Genomic DNA, 16545 nt, shown 5'->3' on the forward strand with positions numbered 1-16545 from the left:
GTCAAACGGCCAGCTCCGAAATAAGGCCTTCGGTATAGGCGCGCACCTCGGCGTCGAGCGCCAGCAGCGCATCGATGCTGTCCGGCGCCTGCGGCTGCACGCCTTCCAGCGCCTGCGCATTGACCTGGTAGATCTGGTCAAAGCGCATGCGGCCATCCAGAAAGGCGGCCACGGCCACCTCATTGGCGGCATTGAGCACGGTGGTCGTGCCATGGGGCGCCCGCAGCGCCTGCCAGGACAGGTGCAGGCCTGGAAAGCGCTGTGCATCGGCCTCTTCAAAGGTCAGCGCTGACAGCTTGACGAAATCCAGCGGCGCAGCACCGCTGGCCACACGCTCGGGCCAGGCCAGGCCACAGGCGATCGGCACGCGCATATCGGGCGTACCCAGCTGGGCCAGCACCGAGGCATCGCGGAACTGCACCATCGAATGCACGATCTGCTGCGGATGGATCACCACCTTGATCTGATCGGGCTGCAGGTTGAACAGCCAGCGCGCCTCGATGACCTCAAGCGCCTTGTTCATCATCGTGGCCGAGTCGATCGAGATCTTGCGGCCCATTGCAAAATTGGGGTGGTTGCAGGCTTGCTGCGGCGTCACATCGCGCAGGCTCGATGGCTCGCGGGTGCGGAACGGGCCGCCCGATGCCGTGAGGATGATGTGGTCCACCCGCTGGGGCCAGACCGCAGGGTCTTCCGGCAGGCACTGGAAGATGGCCGAGTGCTCGCTGTCGATGGGCAGCAGGGTTGCGCCACCATCGGCAACTGCATCCATGAAGAGCTGACCGCCGACAACCAGGGCTTCCTTGTTGGCCAGCATCAGGCGCTTGCCGGCCTTGGCCGCAGCCATCGCAGGGCGCAGGCCTGCCGCGCCCACAATGGCCGCCATCACCGCATGCACATCGCTGTGGGAGGCCACCATCTCCAGCGCTGCCTCACCTTCCAGCACTTCGACCCGGCTGCCAGCGGCCCGCAGGCCTTCACGCAATGCCGAGGCGGCCGTGGCACTGGTCATCACCGCATAGCGCGGCTGGAACTGCAGGCATTGCGCGAGCATCAGGTCCACGCGCGAATGCGCGCTCAGCGCAAAGACGCGGTACAGATCGGGGTGGCGCGCCACCACATCCAACGTATTGGTTCCAATTGAGCCCGTCGATCCGAGCACGGTAACTTGCATGGTCATCGCGAGGTTCACTTATCCAAAAATTGCAACAGCATCAGCGCCAGCGGCACGGTCGGCAAGATGGCATCGATGCGGTCGAGCACGCCGCCATGGCCTGGCAGCAGGTTGCTGCTGTCCTTCATGCCGGCGCTGCGCTTGACCAGAGATTCCACCAGGTCGCCAGCTACGCTCATGCCGGCCAGAAACACGCAGGACAGCGCCATCAGCCACGGCGAGAAATCCCAGAGCCGGCTGTAGAAGCTGGGCACCTGCGCGCCAAAATGGCGGTCCGCCCAGCTCCACACCAGGGCCATCAGCAACACGCCCAGCGCGCCGCCCCAAACCCCTTCCCAGCTTTTGCCAGGGCTGATGGCGGGCGCCAGCTTATTCTTGGTAAAACGCAGACCGAACTGGCGGCCTGCAAAATAGGCACCGATGTCGGCCATCCACACCAGCGCAAACAGCGACAGCAGGAAGTTGACGCCGATCCACTTGGCCTGCGCGATGGCCAGCCAGGCCACCCACAGTGCCAGCACGCCCACCACCAGGCGCAGCGCGCGGGGGATAGGCGCCCAGCCAGGCACACCGCCCTTGAGCAGAAAGGCCGCCAGCAGCACCCAGGCGGCGCCGGCCACCAGCCACACGGCCGGCAGGGCGGCCTGGGTCCAGCCCAGTGCCCAGGCGGCGCCGCACAGCAGCAGTGCCACGGCACCCAAGCCATAGGCGGCCATGCCTTGCAGACCGTTCAGGCGCCCCCACTCCCAGGCAGCGGCGACCACGGCCAACAGCATCAGCGCCGCAAACGGAACGGGATTGCCCGCAGCAATCGCGGGCACCAGGATCAGCAGGAGAACAATGGCCGTGATGATGCGTTGTTTGAGCAAATTGATCTCCTGAAAAAAGAAAACTGATGCCTGGGGTGCCAGACATCAGCAGGTAGGCGCACTACGAGGGGGATTGAACCAGCTGCTCGGAGGTCTTGCCAAAGCGGCGCTCACGCCGCTGGAATTCGCCAATCGCTTCGTCCAGGGCCTGCTCGTCAAAATCAGGCCACCACTTGTCACTGAAATACAGCTCCGAATAGGCCGATTGCCACAGCAGAAAATTGCTAATGCGCATCTCGCCGCCGGTTCGGATCAGCAGATCGGGATCTGGCACATGGGCCAGCGCCATCGCATCGTTGAGCGCCACTTCGGTGATAGCCTGGCCCGCTGCCGCCAGCTTGGCTGCCGCCTGGGCAATATCCCAGCGGCCGCCATAGTTGAAGCAGACGTTGAGCACCATGCGGTCATTGTGGGCGGTGGCCTGCTCGGCTTGCGCCAGGCCCGCTTGCACCTTGGCAGACAGGGAGGCCCGGTCGCCGACAAAGAACAGGCGGATGCCGTCCCGGGCCAGCGATGGCACTTCCTTGGCCAGCGCGCCGGCCAACAGGTTCATCAGGCCATCGACCTCGTCGGTGGGCCGGTTCCAGTTCTCGGAAGAAAAGGCAAACACAGTCAGCACCTTGACGCCGCGCTCGGCACAGGCCTTCGCGCAGCGGCGCAGCGAGTCCACGCCTTGCTTGTGGCCCGCTAGGCGAGGCAGAAAACGGCGTTTGGCCCACCGGCCATTGCCATCCATCACAATGGCAATGTGGTGCGGTAATACAGCAGCAGTCATGCGCGGAAAAGCAGATCCAGATCTGGATCAGACCGCCATGATGTCTTTTTCTTTTTCGACCACCAGCTGGTCGATCAGCTGGATGTGCTTGTCGGTGATCTTCTGCACCTCGGCTTCGGAGCGCTTTTGGTCGTCTTCCGATGCTTCCTTGTCCTTGACCAGCTTCTTGACGCCTTCGTTGGCATCGCGGCGCAGGTTGCGGATGGCGATCTTGGCGTTCTCGCCTTCGGCCTTGACCAGCTTGGTCATCTCCTTGCGGCGCTCTTCGCTCATCGGAGGCATGGGCACGCGGATCAGGTCGCCCATGGACGCGGGGTTCAGGCCCAGGTCGCTTTCGCGGATGGCCTTTTCCACCTTGGCGGCCATGGCCTTTTCCCAAGGCGTCACGCTGATGGTGCGGCTGTCGATCAAGGCCACATTGGCCACCTGCGACAGCGGCATCATCGAGCCGTAGTAATCAACCTGGATGGTGTCCAGCAGCGCGGGATTGGCGCGGCCGGTGCGGATCTTGGTCAGGTTGTTCTTGAACGCGGCAATCGATTGGTCCATCTTGCCTTCGAGATTCTTCTTGATTTCTGCGACTGTCATTGTCAACTCCTAACTACCACATTCTGCACTTGCACACGCCAGCTGCCGATCAGGCGTACACCAGCGTGCCCTCTTCTTCGCCCATCACCACGCGCTTGAGCGCGCCGCTCTTGATGATCGAGAATACACGGATAGGCAGTTTCTGATCGCGGCACAGGGCAAAGGCCGTGGCATCCATGATGCCCAGGTTGCGGTTCATGGCCTCGTCAAAACTCAGCTTGGTGTAGAGCGTGGCATTGGGATCCTTCATCGGATCGGCCGTGTAGACGCCATCGACCTTGGTAGCCTTGAGCACCAATTCTGCGCCAATTTCAGCGCCGCGCAGCGCCGCTGCGGTATCGGTGGTGAAGAAGGGGTTGCCAGTACCAGCGGCAAACACCACGACCTTGCCCTCTTCGAGGTACTGCAGCGCCTTGGGGCGCACATAGGGCTCCACCACCTGCTCGATACCGATGGCCGACATCACGCGGGCGGTCAGGCCCTGCTTGTCCATCGCATCGGCCAGCGCCAGCGCATTCATCACCGTCGCGAGCATACCCATGTAATCGGCAGTGGCACGGTCCATGCCGACCGAGCCGCCAGCCACACCACGGAAAATATTGCCGCCGCCGATCACGACAGCGACTTCCACGCCCAGCCGCGTCACCTCGGCAATCTCCTCGACCATCCGCACAATGGTTGCGCGGTTGATGCCGAAAGCATCATCCCCCATCAGAGCTTCACCGGAGAGTTTGAGAAGAATGCGCTTGTGGGCAGGGCTTTGGGACATGGTGGGGAGCTCCAGGTGTGGGGGATGGGTGAAAAAACGATAGGTGAAACAAAGGGGCCGTAGCCCCTTTGTCAGGATGATTACTGGCCCTTGGCGGCCGCAACCTGCGCGGCGACCTCGGCAGCGAAGTCATCCACCTTCTTCTCAATGCCCTCACCCACCACGTAGAGCGTAAAGCCCTTGATCGAGGTGTTGGCGGCCTTGAGCATTTGCTCAACGGTCTGCTTGCCGTCAGCGGCCTTCACGAAGACCTGGTTGAACAGCGAGACTTCCTTGAGGTACTTCTGCACAGCGCCGTCCACCATCTTGGCAGCGATGTCAGCAGGCTTGCCCGACTCTTCAGCCTTGGCTGCAGCAACGGTGCGTTCCTTTTCGATCAGCTCGGCAGGCACGTCAGCGCTGGTCAGCGCCACGGGCTTCATCGCAGCCACGTGCATTGCCACGTCCTTGGCAGCTTGCGCGTCGCCTTCGAACTCCACCACCACGCCGATGCGGGTGCCGTGCAGGTACAGTGCCAGGTTGGTGCCTTCGAAGCGCTTGAAGCGGCGGAACGACATGTTCTCACCGATCTTGCCAACCAGGCCCTTGCGCACGTCTTCCAGGGTGGGGCCAAAGCCGTCTTGCTCGTAAGCCAGAGCGCTCAGGGCTGCCACGTCGGCAGGGTTCTTTTCGGACACCAGCTTGGCCGCTGCATTGGCCAGAGCGATGAAGCTGTCGTTCTTGGAGACGAAGTCGGTTTCGCTGTTGACTTCGATGATCGCGCCGTTGTTGCCTTCAACAACAGCGGCGATCACGCCTTCAGCGGCAATACGCGATGCTGCCTTGCCGGCCTTGGTGCCCAGCTTGACGCGCAGCAGCTCTTCAGCCTTGGCCATGTCGCCATCAGCCTCGGTCAGAGCCTTCTTGCATTCCATCATGGGCGCGTCGGTCTTAGCGCGCAGTTCTGCCACCATGCTTGCGGTAATTGCCATTTTTCTCTCTCCGTATTCAGTTCAGTTGGGGTGATTGTGGAAACGTAGGTAAAAAAAACGGGGCTAATGTGGAGCCCCGCTTTTCATTCGCGGCCCAATGGGCAGCCCTGTGGATTAAGCAGCGGTGTTTTCCACTTCCACAAACTCGTCGCCTTCTTCGCCGGAAGCAGCCTTGACCACTTCGTTCACGGCGTTGGCACGGCCTTCCAGGATGGCGTCGGCGATACCGCGAGCATACAGCTCAACAGCCTTGGCCGAGTCATCGTTACCAGGGATCACGTAGTCGATACCTTCTGGGTTGTGGTTGGTATCAACCACGCCGATCAGAGGAATGCCCAGCTTCTTGGCTTCAGCGATAGCAATCTTGTGGTAGCCCACGTCGATCACGAAAATGGCGTCAGGCAGAGCGTTCATGTCTTGAATGCCGCCGATGTCCTTTTCCAGCTTTTCCAGCTCACGAGCAAACATCAGTTGCTCTTTCTTGCTCATCGACTCCAGACCCGCTTCTTGCTGCGCCTTCATGTCCTTCAGACGCTTGATCGAGGTCTTGACGGTCTTGAAGTTGGTCAGCATGCCGCCCAACCAGCGTTGGTCGACGTAAGGCACGCCAGCACGTTGTGCTTCGGTAGCCAGGATTTCGCGCGCTTGGCGCTTGGTGCCCACCATCAGGATGGTGCCACGGTTGGCCGACAGCTGCTTGATGAACTTTTGTGCGTCCTGGAACAGAGGCAGGGTCTTTTCCAGGTTGATGATGTGAATCTTGTTGCGGCTACCGAAAATGTACTGGCCCATCTTGGGGTTCCAGAAACGGGTTTGGTGGCCAAAGTGGACGCCGGCTTCCAGCATCTCGCGCATCGTAACGGACATATATCTTCTCCGAAGGTTAGGTCTAAAATTCTGCCCAACTATCACGGCTGCGGCGCCTATGCGCCGCATGCCGCAACACCTTAGGTAGGCAGGTTTGCGATTTCGTTTTGAACCGATGTGGCAGGCCACACTCGGCAAAACCCTAGGATTCTAACATAGTCTGGAGCGGGCGCAACGAAGTCACCCGGCCCCTGGCGGCAAGTCGCTGGCCTGCCCACCGGTGCAAGCGGGACGTAAGCCGTCGGTTCTAAGCTTGACGATTGCTTGCGTTTTTTGAGCCACTGTGGCGCCCCTTACAACGGGCATCGCAAAAAACTAGGCACAATCTGGCACTCGAACGCACGGCTTGTGCAAATGCTTGCATGTGCCGTGCCCCACTCTATGAACGGCCCCCTGTTTTTGTTGTTATGAAGATTGCGATCGTTGGAGCAGGCATTGCAGGTATAGCAACCGCCTTCGAGCTGATGGAGGCCGGCAACGAGGTCAGTGTTTTCGAACAGCACCGAGCAGCAGGCGAGGAAGCCAGTTTTGCCCCTTCCGGGCTGATGTGGCCCTGCGCCATCAACCCCTGGGGCGCCACCGCGTTCCAACATGCGCTGCAGCTTGGCATGACGCGCCCGGCTTTCTCCGAACTGCAGATCCAGGGCGGCGTTCTCTCCTCTCCGCGCCGCTGGGCGCGCCGCCAGCGAGCGGTGGCCAAGAAGCTGCGCGACAGCGAAACCCTGCCCGCGCTGCAATCGCTGGAGCTGCTGGCCATGCAGCGCATGCAGCATGTGCAGGAGATTCTGGACATCAATGGCCAGTTCAGCCAGGGCCTGTTGCTGCCGCTGCGCAAGGAGCCCAGCGCCGCCGCACTTTACGAGCTGACCCGGCGCCTGTCGGCCGCGCATATTGATTACCAGCGCTGCAACGAAGCAGAAACCCGCGCCATCGAGCCCGGCCTGGCCACCGAGATACAGATTGCCGGCGCGCTGCACCTGCCCGAGGCCTGGTCAGGCAATGGGCGGCTGTTCTCGCAAGGCCTGCTGCAGGCGCTGCAAACACATGGGCTGAAGCTCCATACCCAGCAGGCCGTCAGCGGCATCCAGAGTGCAGACCATGGCGTGCGCCTGCAACTGGCCAGTGGCACGCAGGATTTCGATGCCGTAGTACTCTGCGCCGGCACCCACACCAACCAGCTGCTGCGCCCGCACCATGTGCAGCTGCCCAGTGCCCCTATCCATAGCTACAGCGCCAGCATCCAGATCAGTGAAGAGTCCCTGGCACCGCGCCGCGCGGTCATCGATCTGGAAAACAACATGATCCTGACCCGCCAGGGTTCACGCCTGCGCATCAGCGGGGGCGCCGAACTGGGCTACCCCGACAGCCCCGAGCGCAGCGAAGACGCCCGCCATGCGCTCATCAGCGTGCTGCTGGAATGGTTCCCGGGCTGCATCCAGCCCAGCCAATCCATATTGCAGATGTGGCGGGGCGCGCGCCTGACCGTTCCCGATGGCCTGCCGGTGGCAGGCGCCTCCGGCATCCCGGGCGTTTGGCTCAATACCGCACACGGCGGCTTTGGCTGGGGCTTGTCGATGGGCTGCGCCCACCATGTGCGCCAGCTGATCATGGGCCAGAGCACCACCACCGCCCCCGAAGCCCTGGACCTGCAGCGCCTGCGCTGAGCGCTTCGGCGAGCGGCCCGCAGCCAGGGCCTGCGCTACGATAGCGCCATGCCTGCCACCGCCGCACTGCCCTACCCCGCCTTACTCTCCAGTGACCAGGTTCGCGCACGCGAGCAAACACTGGCCAACGCCCTGCCCCACTACAGCCTGATGGCCCGCGCCGGCGAAGCCACGGCGCGCCTGGCCTTGGCAATCGCGCCGCATGCCCGGCACATCTGGGTAGCCTGCGGCGCCGGCAACAACGGCGGCGATGGCCTCGAGGCTGCCATCCATCTGCAGGCCGCCGGCAAGACCGTGCACATCAGCCTGCAACCCACCGCCAGCAAAGCCCTGCCCACCGATGCCGCCCATGCACTGCAACGCGCCCAGGCAGCAGGCCTGGCCATCAGCGGCCAGCCACCCGCGCATTTCGACCTGGCCATCGATGCGATCTGGGGTATTGGCCTGCGTGCCGACCGCAGCAACCCAACCGAAGGCCCCGTTCTGGGCTGGCTGCAGCGCCTGTTGGACACCGATCGCGATGTGCTGTGCATCGACACCCCCTCGGGCCTGCTGGCCGATACCGGCGCCTGGCTGCCCTGGCTGGCACCGCTGGTGCCGCAAGCACCACGAGGACGCCGCCTCACACTCAGCATGCTGGCACTCAAGCCGGGGCTGTTCACCTTGCAGGGGCGCGACTGGGCGGGCGAGGTCTGGCTGGCACCGCTGTTGGCGCAGAACCCGGTTTGGCGCTGCGACCAGATCCCCGTTGCCGACATCGATACCGCCTCAAACACAGGCCAGTTGGTCACCCAGGCCCAAAACCCTTCGACCAGCCACAACAGCCACAAAGGCCTGTTTGGCGATGTCGCGGTGATCGGCGGCCAAAGCGCCAGCCACGATGGCCAGGGCATGGAAGGCGCCGCCATGCTGGCCGCCAGCGCGGCGCTGCATGCGGGCGCTGGCAGGGTCATGCTGCATTTGCTGGGCAGCAACCCTGCATCCCCCAGGCCCGCCGGCATTGCGGCGGACATCATGCTCCGGTCGCTGGAGGTCATACCCGGCTTGCGCGGCAGCCTGGTGTGCGGCTGCGGTGGCGGCGGCCTGGTGGCGGGGGTCATTCCCCAGGCCTTGCAGCATGCAGGCAGCCTGGTGCTGGATGCCGATGCGCTCAACGCCATGGCCGCCCAACCGGCACTGCAACAGGCACTGCTGCAAAGGGCAGCCCAAGCCCATGCAACCGGGCCCACGGTACTCACACCCCATCCGTTGGAACTGGCCCGCCTGCTGGACAGCAGCACCGAACAGGTTCAGCGCGACCGCATTGGTGCTGCACGCCAGGCGGCACAGCAATGGCAGTGCCTGGTGGTGCTCAAGGGCAGCGGCTCGGTAGTGGCAGCGCCGGATGGGCGCTATGCGATCAACCACAGCGGCAATGCCCGCCTGTCGATTGGCGGCACCGGCGATGTGCTGGCCGGCTGCATCGGTGCACACTTGGCTGCTTTACCGCCAGGCAGCGGCTGGGCGCAGGCCTGGCAACCACTGCTCAACGCCGTCTGGCTGCATGGCCATGCAGCCGATACCTGGCCGCCGCAGCGAATGCTGACGGCATCGCGGCTGGCCCGCAGCCTGCAACGGCCCGGCTAGCCATTAATCAGCCTTAGCCGCGCCCCACAAACGGCATCTTGGTGGCCATCACCGTGTGGAACAGCACATTGCATTCCAGCGGCAGATTGGCCATGTAGAGCACCGACTGGCCCACAACATCCACATCCATCAGCGGTTCGGGTGCAATCTCGCCATGCGCCTGCATGACGCCCTGGGTCATGCGCATCGCCAGCTCGGTGCCGGCATTGCCCACATCGATCTGGCCCACGGCGATATTCCACTTGCGGCCATCGAGCGCGGCAGTCTTGGTCAGGCCCATCACCGCATGCTTGGTGGCAGTGTAGGCAATCGACATGGGCCGGGGTGCATGGGCCGAGATCGAGCCATTGTTGATGATGCGGCCGCCCATCGGCGACTGCTGCCGCATCACGCGGAAGGCCTGCTGCAGGCAATAGAACATGCCATTGAGGTTGACATTGACGACATCCTGCCAGGTCTCGACCGGCAGCTCATCGATCGGCACCGCAGGCGCGCCGCGTCCGGCGTTGTTGAACAGCATGTCCACGCGGCCAAACCGGGCCACGGCCGCATCGAACAAGGCCTTGACCGCCACCGGGTCTGCCACATCGGTGGGCACCACCAAGGCCTGGCCTGCATCTGCGGCATGGCTGGCCACTTCCTGCAAGGGCTGCTCGCGGCGGCCCGCCAGCACGACGGACCAGCCATCCTTCATCAATGCCAGCGCCGCTGCGCGGCCAATCCCGGTGCCCGCACCGGTCACCACTGCAATCTTGCGCGTCTTCTCGGTCATCCGTACTCCTTGGAAAGTATTCAGCTCTGTGAACAAAAAAGCCAGGCCATCGCTGGGATGGCCTGGCTTGGATCATAGTGAATTCACAGCAGATCAGCGGCGTTTGCGCGGGGTCTTCTGTCCCGGTTGTTTGCTGGCGCCAGCACCTCGGTCATTGCCACGCGGTTTGCCGGCACCGTGCGTGGCACCCTTGGCCTTGCGCTTGAGGCTGGCGCGTTGCGCGTCATAGGCCTCATCGCGGCCTTCGCGCTGGCGGCTGGAGGGCGACGATGCCACCTTGTTTGCCGCACGGGCGTTGGAGGCCGGGGCACGGGCCGCATCCTCACCCTCGCGCACCAGGCGGAAGTCGATCTTGCGCGCATCCAGATCCACGCGGCTGACCTGGATCTGCAGGCGGGTGCCGATGGTGTAGCGGATGCCGGTGCGCTCGCCACGCAGTTCCTGGCGCATTTCGTCAAAGCGGAAGTAATCGCCACCCAGCTCGGTGATATGGATCAGACCCTCGACATAGAGCTGGTCCAAGGTCACAAACAGGCCGAACGAGGTAACCGCAGACACCATGCCGCTGTATTCCTCGCCCAGGTGCTCGCGCATGTACTTGCACTTGAGCCAGGCCTCGACATCGCGGCTGGCCTCATCGGCACGCCGCTCATTGGCACTGCAATGCAGGCCGGCCGCTTCCCAGGCCTGCACTTCGCGTGACACGCGTTGCACGCGCTCGGCCTGCAGCTTCTGCTTGGGTGCCGCCACGCGGCTGGCCAGGCGCTTGGCGAGCTTGGCCTCCGCCTCGCCCGGCGTGGGCAGCAGCGGCAACTGGTAGCGCTTGCCCAGCAACGCGGCCTTGATGACGCGGTGCACCAGCAAATCGGGGTAACGGCGGATCGGGCTGGTGAAGTGGGTATAGGCCTCGTAGCCCAAGCCAAAGTGGCCACTGTTGATCGGCGTGTAGATCGCCTGCTGCATCGAGCGCAGCAGCATGGTGTGGATCTGCTGGGCGTCGGGCCGGTCCTTGGTGGCCTGGGCAATGGCCTGGAACTCGGCCGGGCTCGGGTCGTCACTGATCGACAGCCCCACACCCATGGCCTTGAGGTAGCCGCGCAGAATGTCCTGCTTCTCGGGCGTGGGGCCTTCGTGCACGCGGAACAGCCCGGGCTGGCCGCTTTGCTGGATGAAATCCGCCGCGCAGACATTGGCTGCCAGCATGGCTTCTTCAATCAGGCGGTGGGCTTCGGTACGGGTGCGCGGAACGATTTTCTCGATGCGGCCATTCTCGTCACAGATGATCTGGGTTTCGGTGGTCTCGAAATCCACCGCGCCGCGGCGGCCCCGCGCCGACAGCAGCGCCTTGTACACATCGTGCAGGTTCAGCAGGTCGGCCACGCGCTCCTTGCGCTTGATCGCTTCCTGGCCCCGGGTGTTGGCCAGAATGGCCGCCACCTCTGTATAGGTAAAGCGCGCATGGCTGTGCATCACGGCAGGGTAAAACTGGTAGGCCTGCAGCTCACCATCGGCGGTGACCAGCATATCGGCCACCATGCACAGGCGGTCCACATTCGGATTCAGCGAGCACAGGCCGTTGGAGAGTTTCTCCGGCAGCATGGGGATCACGCGGCGCGGAAAGTAGACGCTGGTGGCACGGTCATAGGCGTCGACGTCGATGGCATTGCCGTTTTGCACATAGTGGCTCACATCGGCAATCGCCACCAGCAAACGCCAGCCTTTGGTGCGGCCGATCTTGGCCGGTTCGCAGTACACCGCATCGTCAAAGTCACGCGCGTCTTCACCGTCGATGGTGACCAGCGGGATATCGGTGAGGTCAATGCGGGCTTTGCGGTCGGCCAGGCGTACTTTGTCGGGCAGCTTCTTGGCCAAGGCCAGGCACTCGTCCGAGAACTCATGGGGCACGCCATATTTGCGCACCGCGATTTCGATTTCCATGCCGGGATCGTCGATCTCACCGAGCACCTCGACCACGCGGCCCACCGGCTGGCCGAACAAGGCCGGCGGCTCGGTCAATTCGACCACCACTACCTGGCCGGTCTTGGCAGCGCCGATGGCGCCATTGGGGATCAGCACATCCTGGCCGTAGCGCTTGTCCTCAGGCGCCACCAGCCAGACGCCGCTTTCCTGCAGCAGGCGGCCGATGATGGGCTGCGCAGAGCGCTCGATGATTTCAACAATACGACCTTCGGGACGGCCCCGGCGGTCGGTGCGCACGATGCGGGCACGGACCCGATCGCGGTGCAGTACGGCGCGCATTTCATTGGCGGGGATGTAGATGTCGCTTTCGTTGTCATCCCGGATCACAAAGCCGTGGCCTTCACGGTGGCCTTGGACTACACCTTCAATTTCTTCTGACAAATTATCTGCTCCTGTTTTGGAAGCCGTTTTTTTGATATACAATCTGATTCTTTCCTGAAATGCCCAGGTGGCGGAATTGGTAGACGCACTAGTTTCAGGTACTAGCGGGTAACTCCGTGGAGGTTCGAGTCCTCTCCTGGGCACCAAGTTTAACGACAAGTATCACTTGTTTTGTGAAAACGGTGAAAAATCAGTCTTAGCGGGCTGGTTCTACAGTGGTTTTTTAGGAAAGTCGATAAAGGGCATAGCCCTGCATCATCAGCCCAGGTGGCGGAATTGGTAGACGCACTAGTTTCAGGTACTAGCGAGTAACATCGTGGAGGTTCGAGTCCTCTCCTGGGCACCAGACATAAGCCGTTGCACTTTTTGTGCAGCGGCTTTTTCTTTGCCCGCGACGGACGTTCATCACTCAAGCACCGGCCACGTGCGCAAGCCCTCTTCGCACACCCCCCAGCGCGTGCAGCCACACCACCGCAGCCCATCGGCCATCACCCCTCTACACCCCAGCAAGCCCTACCCTCCGGCATCCTATGCAAGACACTGCGCCACCAAGCGATCCATGGGAACCGGCCTCATCACCCGCATGAGCCGCACTGAGAAATCCTGCCAACCCGGCTCTCTGAAAAATTTTCCGCATTTGTCCCACAGCTGCCAAAAATCGACCCTATAATTGCGGCTTCCCTGAAAGCCCAGGTGGCGGAATTGGTAGACGCACTAGTTTCAGGTACTAGCGGGTAACTCCGTGGAGGTTCGAGTCCTCTCCTGGGCACCAAACAGCAAAAGCTGCTGCACACACGATGTGCAGCAGCTTTTTCGCTTTGGAGCGGAGCTGAAACTCGGCAGCGCTCAGCCACCCACACTCTCACGCTATCTTTTTTGAGAAAAATTTTGCACTTTTTCTAAAACCGCCTGCAACCGACCCCTATAATTGCACCATCCTGAAAGCCCAGGTGGCGGAATTGGTAGACGCACTAGTTTCAGGTACTAGCGAGTAACATCGTGGAGGTTCGAGTCCTCTCCTGGGCACCAAACATCAAGCCATTGCACCCACGTGCAATGGCTTTTTTGTTGTCTGCTCGCTAGCAGGCTGCTGGGCCTCGCCCCGCACAGGGCTCCGCCCTCACCCCTGCCCCCAAACAAGCCCATGAAAAAACGCCCTGGCGTTGAAGCACAGGGCGTTGTTGAGGGGCGCTGCAGAAGCTTTACTTCTTCAGCAAGGCCTTCAAGGCATTTTGCAGGCGGCGGGCCGAGGCTTCGTCGCTGCCGGTAGCCAGTACTTTGGCCACATCCTGCTGCCAGGTCTCTTGCGGCGAAGGATCATTGCGGCGCGTCAGCAACTGCAATTGCAGCGCACGGCGGGCATTGATGTGCTCAGCCGGGGTGGGCACCTCGGCGGCCATCTCCAGGCGCAGCATCGCTTCGCTGCCATCACCGGCGGCAGGCGCCGCAATGGCCTGGCTCCAGCTGTTGCGCGAGCCGCCGGCCAAGCGTCCCAGATCCTGCGCCTGGGGCAGCAGCGCAGCATCGCGCTTGCTCCAGGCCTCCATCATCTGCGTCAGTGCCTGGCCGTGGGCCTGGGTGGCCAGCTTGCGCAGCGCCGCCTGGGCGTGCTCCACCGCATCACGCTGGGCGCGGAAGGCGGCATCGCCCAGACGCGGGCCACGGTCTTCACGCGGCGCGCGGTCCATGCGGTCACCACGGCCAAAACGGTCGTCACTACCACGGCGCTCCTGGCCACGGTCGCTGCGCGGGCCACGGCTGTCGCGTCCATCCCGGCCGTCACGGCGGTCGCCGCCGGGCTTGCCCGTGCGGCCAGCAGTTGCGGGTGCATCACGGCGCATGCCAGGGCGGTCATCGCCGCTGCGCTGGGCAATCACGGGCTTGGGCGGCACAGGTGCGGGGGCCGGCGCCGCCACTTCTGCGCCGCCCGCACCGCCACCGTCTTCAGCGGCCGCTTCCTCTGCCGGAGCCGCCTCAGCAGCAGCGTCCGTGTCCGTTGCAGGTACGGCTGCTGGAGCGGGTGCAGCGGCTGCCGGCTCCGCCGACACCGGCGCTTGCTGGGCCTGCAGCGCTTGCTGCAAACCGTCCAGCGCAGCCTGGATTCGCGCGGCATCGCCGCTGTGGTTGGCCGCTTCCAGCGCCTTGGAGGCATCGAGTACGGCCTGATCACGGGCGCTCAGCTGGTGCTGCACGCGCTCGCGCTGCTGCGTCTTGCGGGCAAAGGCTTCATCCAGGGGCTTGCGGAAGGCGTCCCAGAGCTTTTGCTCATGGCGGCGGTCCATCGGCACGGACTGGGCTTCGGTCTGCCATTGGCGCTGCAGCTCTCGCACGGCGTCGATGTTCAGGTTGGGCGCAGCAGCCAGTTCCACCGCCTGGGCCACCATGGCTTCGCGGCGGGCAATGCTCTGCTTCTGGGCTGCATGCAAAGGTGCAGACGCATCGTGCAGCGCAGACTTCCAGGCCTCTTGCAGTTCGGCATAGGCCTTTTCGCCCACATGGCCGCTGGCGCGCCAGCGGTCACCAAACTGGAACAGGTCCCGCTGAATGCGCTTCCAGTCGGTCGAAGGCTTGTGCGCTTCCACCCAGGCCTTGAGTTCGGCGATCAGCGCTTCACGCTCGGCGCGGTGCTTGGCGCCCTCTTCGCGCACCTTGGCCAACCAGACCTCGACATGCTTGTAGGCGGCGTTGCAGGCCTCATCAAACTTTTTCCACAGCGCATGGTTGGTGGGGCCGCTCTGGTCGGCCTTCTTCCAATCCTCACGCAGCTGGCGCAGCGCCTCTTGCAGCTTGCGGCCCCCCAACTCCTGGCCTTCGGGGCGGGCGAGCAGGCCCTGGGCCTTGGCCAGCAGTTCTTCGCGCACCTTGTCGGCGCTCCAGCGTTGCCAGCCTTCCAGTTCACCGGCAGCAATCAGCGCGGTATTGACCTGGGACTCCAGGTCCTGGTCGATCAGCTTGCCGTGCTGCTTGAGGGCAGCGCGCAGCTGCTGCGCCGCGCTGGATGCGCCCTTGCCATGGCCTTCGGCCGTGTGGGCCTGCAGGGCCTTCAGCGCTTCCTGCACCACTTGCTTGGCACGCTTGGATTCCTGTGGGTCGGCAGCGGGCTTGGCAGCAGCAGCACGGGCCGCTGCCTGTTCCACTTCGGTGGGCAGACCGCGACCGGCGCGGATCTCATCGGCCCAGACGGGCACCGTGGGCAGCGGGGCCTGCGCGTCTTCAGCGGCCGCCAGCGTTTGCTTGAGGGCCGACTGGAACGCATCCCAGACCAGCAGCAGCTGCGACTTGGAGGCCTCCAGCATGCTGGGGTAGCGCGCTTCCACACTGCCCCAGCTGGCATCGCCTTCCAGCACTGCGGCTTGGTCCTGCCAGTGCTGCACATCGGTGGCCAGTGCCGCCTCGGCGGATTGGGCGTCCTTGTAGGATTTGGTGGAGAGCACTTCGACGCGCTGGGCCAGCAGCACCGCCGCCTCGCGCTGCACCTGCACGCGGTGCTGCAGGTCTTCAATCGTCTTGACACGGTCGGCCACCTGGGTCTTGAGCGCAGACAGCGGCTCGCGCGACAGTGGCGCGCCGGCCTTCGCGGCATCGCGCTGCCAGGCCAGGGCGTCGGCAATGTTCAGCTTGGAAGCGCCCAGCAGTTTCTCGGCCTTTTCAGCCCATTCCGCAGCGATGGCTTCCTGGCCCTTGGCTCGGCGCATCTCGTCCATGCGCTCACGGATGGCCTTGGCGGCACCCTTGTCGCGGGCAGACAGTTCCTTGAACACTTCCTGCAGCTGCTCGGCACCGGGGTTGGTCGCCAGCCATTCGCGCACCTTGGCTGCACGCTCACCCGAGGTGGCAGCCGAAAAAGCGCCACCGGTCACGCCATCGAGGGGATGGGGGGCAGCGGCCGCCTTGGCGGGTGCGGGTGCGGGCTCAGGGGTTTCGGGCGTCTTGTTGCGCGAGATAAAGGGGAACATGGAGTCAGTTCAGTCGTAAATACGGCCTGCATCGCGGGGCAATGCAGCCATTGGCACATAAAAAAGGGGGAGGCAGGCAGAGGCCCGTCTCCAAGTGCTATTTTGACCGGGTTTGGCGAGGACTCCAAGCACACCGGCATCGCTATAAGGTAA

The 16545-nt window shown here is 63.4% G+C and carries 12 protein-coding genes and 4 tRNA genes; 6 read left to right on the forward strand and 10 right to left on the reverse strand.

Annotated features, from left to right (window positions below):
* Position 1: 1 nt before the first annotated feature.
* From ispC to rpsB, 7 genes are all read right to left on the reverse strand, one after another.
* A complete protein-coding gene (gene ispC / locus LPW39_RS02615) occupies positions 2–1180 on the reverse strand; it encodes a 1-deoxy-D-xylulose-5-phosphate reductoisomerase (protein WP_230771094.1) in 1179 nt (392 codons plus the stop codon).
* Positions 1181–1188: 8 nt separating this feature from the next.
* Positions 1189–2043 (reverse strand): phosphatidate cytidylyltransferase, encoded by an 855-nt coding sequence (locus LPW39_RS02620; protein WP_230771095.1) that lies wholly within the window; start codon positions 2041–2043, stop codon positions 1189–1191.
* A gap of 61 nt (positions 2044–2104) precedes the next feature.
* Positions 2105–2818, reverse strand: coding sequence for a polyprenyl diphosphate synthase (gene uppS / locus LPW39_RS02625; RefSeq protein WP_230771097.1), 714 nt, complete (start codon positions 2816–2818; stop codon positions 2105–2107).
* A gap of 27 nt (positions 2819–2845) precedes the next feature.
* Positions 2846–3406, reverse strand: coding sequence for a ribosome recycling factor (frr, locus tag LPW39_RS02630; protein WP_021026558.1), 561 nt, complete (start codon positions 3404–3406; stop codon positions 2846–2848).
* Positions 3407–3455: 49 nt separating this feature from the next.
* The gene (gene pyrH / locus LPW39_RS02635; RefSeq protein ID WP_230771098.1) at positions 3456–4175 is read right to left on the reverse strand and encodes a UMP kinase; all 720 of its coding nucleotides are present in this window, start codon (positions 4173–4175) and stop codon (positions 3456–3458) included.
* Between the two features lie 80 nt (positions 4176–4255).
* Positions 4256–5146: a translation elongation factor Ts gene (gene tsf, locus LPW39_RS02640; protein WP_230771100.1), complete on the reverse strand. Its 891-nt coding sequence runs from the start codon at positions 5144–5146 to the stop codon at positions 4256–4258.
* 114 nt (positions 5147–5260) lie between these two features.
* Positions 5261–6013 (reverse strand): 30S ribosomal protein S2, encoded by a 753-nt coding sequence (gene rpsB, locus LPW39_RS02645; protein ID WP_133855603.1) that lies wholly within the window; start codon positions 6011–6013, stop codon positions 5261–5263.
* Positions 6014–6420: 407 nt separating this feature from the next.
* Here rpsB and LPW39_RS02650 point away from each other — a divergent pair, with 407 nt between their 5' ends.
* Both LPW39_RS02650 and LPW39_RS02655 read left to right on the forward strand, forming a co-directional pair.
* Positions 6421–7677 carry an NAD(P)/FAD-dependent oxidoreductase gene (locus LPW39_RS02650; RefSeq protein ID WP_230771101.1) on the forward strand — a complete coding sequence of 419 codons (1257 nt, stop codon included), beginning with the start codon at positions 6421–6423 and terminating at the stop codon, positions 7675–7677.
* A gap of 48 nt (positions 7678–7725) precedes the next feature.
* Positions 7726–9303, forward strand: a complete 1578-nt coding sequence (locus LPW39_RS02655; protein WP_230771103.1) for an NAD(P)H-hydrate dehydratase — start codon at positions 7726–7728, stop codon at positions 9301–9303.
* Between the two features lie 13 nt (positions 9304–9316).
* On the opposite strand, the gene LPW39_RS02660 is transcribed toward LPW39_RS02655, so the two are convergent.
* The gene (locus LPW39_RS02660; RefSeq protein ID WP_230771104.1) at positions 9317–10075 is read right to left on the reverse strand and encodes an SDR family oxidoreductase; all 759 of its coding nucleotides are present in this window, start codon (positions 10073–10075) and stop codon (positions 9317–9319) included.
* A gap of 93 nt (positions 10076–10168) precedes the next feature.
* A complete protein-coding gene (gene rnr, locus LPW39_RS02665; RefSeq protein ID WP_230771106.1) occupies positions 10169–12478 on the reverse strand; it encodes a ribonuclease R in 2310 nt (769 codons plus the stop codon).
* 19 nt (positions 12479–12497) lie between these two features.
* On the opposite strand from rnr, the gene LPW39_RS02670 reads away from it, so the two are divergent.
* The 4 genes from LPW39_RS02670 to LPW39_RS02685 all read left to right on the forward strand — a co-directional run bounded on the left by LPW39_RS02670 (position 12498) and on the right by LPW39_RS02685 (position 13465).
* A tRNA-Leu gene (locus tag LPW39_RS02670) sits at positions 12498–12582 on the forward strand.
* A gap of 115 nt (positions 12583–12697) precedes the next feature.
* A tRNA-Leu gene (locus LPW39_RS02675) sits at positions 12698–12782 on the forward strand.
* A gap of 341 nt (positions 12783–13123) precedes the next feature.
* Positions 13124–13208: transfer RNA gene (locus LPW39_RS02680), tRNA-Leu, on the forward strand.
* 172 nt (positions 13209–13380) lie between these two features.
* Positions 13381–13465, forward strand: a tRNA-Leu gene (locus LPW39_RS02685).
* A gap of 173 nt (positions 13466–13638) precedes the next feature.
* Here LPW39_RS02685 and LPW39_RS02690 read toward each other — a convergent pair.
* Complete coding sequence (locus LPW39_RS02690; RefSeq protein WP_230771108.1) at positions 13639–16392, reverse strand: DUF349 domain-containing protein; 2754 nt, start codon at positions 16390–16392, stop codon at positions 13639–13641.
* Positions 16393–16545 lie beyond the last annotated feature (153 nt).

The organism is Comamonas koreensis (assembly GCF_021026195.1).
In the GTDB taxonomy this organism is placed as follows: Bacteria; Pseudomonadota; Gammaproteobacteria; order Burkholderiales; family Burkholderiaceae_C; genus Comamonas; species Comamonas koreensis.

What these genes read in the sequence shown, in the direction of transcription:
- ispC (WP_230771094.1), bottom strand. Translation starts at nt 1,180, where the DNA reads ATGACCATGCAAGTTACCGTGCTCGGATCGACGGGCTCAATTGGAACC.
- uppS (WP_230771097.1), bottom strand. Translation starts at nt 2,818, where the DNA reads ATGACTGCTGCTGTATTACCGCACCACATTGCCATTGTGATGGATGGC.
- frr (WP_021026558.1), bottom strand. Translation starts at nt 3,406, where the DNA reads ATGACAGTCGCAGAAATCAAGAAGAATCTCGAAGGCAAGATGGACCAA.
- pyrH (WP_230771098.1), bottom strand. Translation starts at nt 4,175, where the DNA reads ATGTCCCAAAGCCCTGCCCACAAGCGCATTCTTCTCAAACTCTCCGGT.
- tsf (WP_230771100.1), bottom strand. Translation starts at nt 5,146, where the DNA reads ATGGCAATTACCGCAAGCATGGTGGCAGAACTGCGCGCTAAGACCGAC.
- rpsB (WP_133855603.1), bottom strand. Translation starts at nt 6,013, where the DNA reads ATGTCCGTTACGATGCGCGAGATGCTGGAAGCCGGCGTCCACTTTGGC.
- LPW39_RS02650 (WP_230771101.1), top strand. Translation starts at nt 6,421, where the DNA reads ATGAAGATTGCGATCGTTGGAGCAGGCATTGCAGGTATAGCAACCGCC.
- LPW39_RS02655 (WP_230771103.1), top strand. Translation starts at nt 7,726, where the DNA reads ATGCCTGCCACCGCCGCACTGCCCTACCCCGCCTTACTCTCCAGTGAC.
- LPW39_RS02660 (WP_230771104.1), bottom strand. Translation starts at nt 10,075, where the DNA reads ATGACCGAGAAGACGCGCAAGATTGCAGTGGTGACCGGTGCGGGCACC.
- LPW39_RS02690 (WP_230771108.1), bottom strand. Translation starts at nt 16,392, where the DNA reads ATGTTCCCCTTTATCTCGCGCAACAAGACGCCCGAAACCCCTGAGCCC.